Annotated in this window: 1 protein-coding gene; it reads right to left on the bottom strand. The window is 65.4% G+C overall.

The window, feature by feature from the left end; genetic code table 11:
- Positions 1 to 203: 203 nt before the first annotated feature.
- Positions 204 to 616: ATP-binding protein (locus ACYVDE_RS25530; RefSeq protein ID WP_460504310.1), on the bottom strand; the 413-nt coding region annotated here is incomplete at its 5' end.

The following is a 616-nucleotide window of genomic DNA, read 5'->3' as shown; positions in this document are numbered from 1 at the left end:
GTGCTGGGCGGCGGGACCTCGCCGGCCGCGCCCGGCCGCACCTGCGCCCGCACCTCCGTTTTCATGAAAAACAACGCCGCCACGAGCAGGCCCACCAAGGGGAAGCACAGACGGTAGCGACGAATCATGCGGTAAAGGTCGGGTTTGGCGAGTAACGTCGAGAACGGATGGTTTCGTGCCGTGGCCTGAGTGCGATACCGCCATTAACCAGCCAGCGGCAGCTCAATAAAGAAGTCCGTGCCCTCCCCTACCCGCGTTTCAAACCAGATTTTGCCGCCTGCACTCTCAATGCCACGCCGGGCCACCGCCAGCCCGATGCCCGAGCCGGTTTCCTTGGTGGTGAAGTTGGGCACGAACACCTTCTCGCGCACCTCGTCGGGAATGCCCGCTCCGTTGTCGCGGATGGCCACGCGCACTGTGCCGAGGCCCACGAGCTCCAACGACACATCAATGTGCGGGGCGCGGCCGGCGGGCACGGCCTGCCGGGCGTTTATCAGCAGGTTGTTGAAGGTACGCACGAGCAGGCTTTCATCGGCAAACACCACGTAGCGGCCGGTATCGGCATCGGGCGGCAGGTTCAGGTCGAGGGCGCCGTCGTCGGCGTCGGGCTGGTGCA

The sequence above is a fragment of the Hymenobacter agri genome (assembly GCF_054778495.1).
Note: the sequence above shows the minus strand (reverse complement) of the source record. Positions and strands in the feature narration are given on the sequence as shown.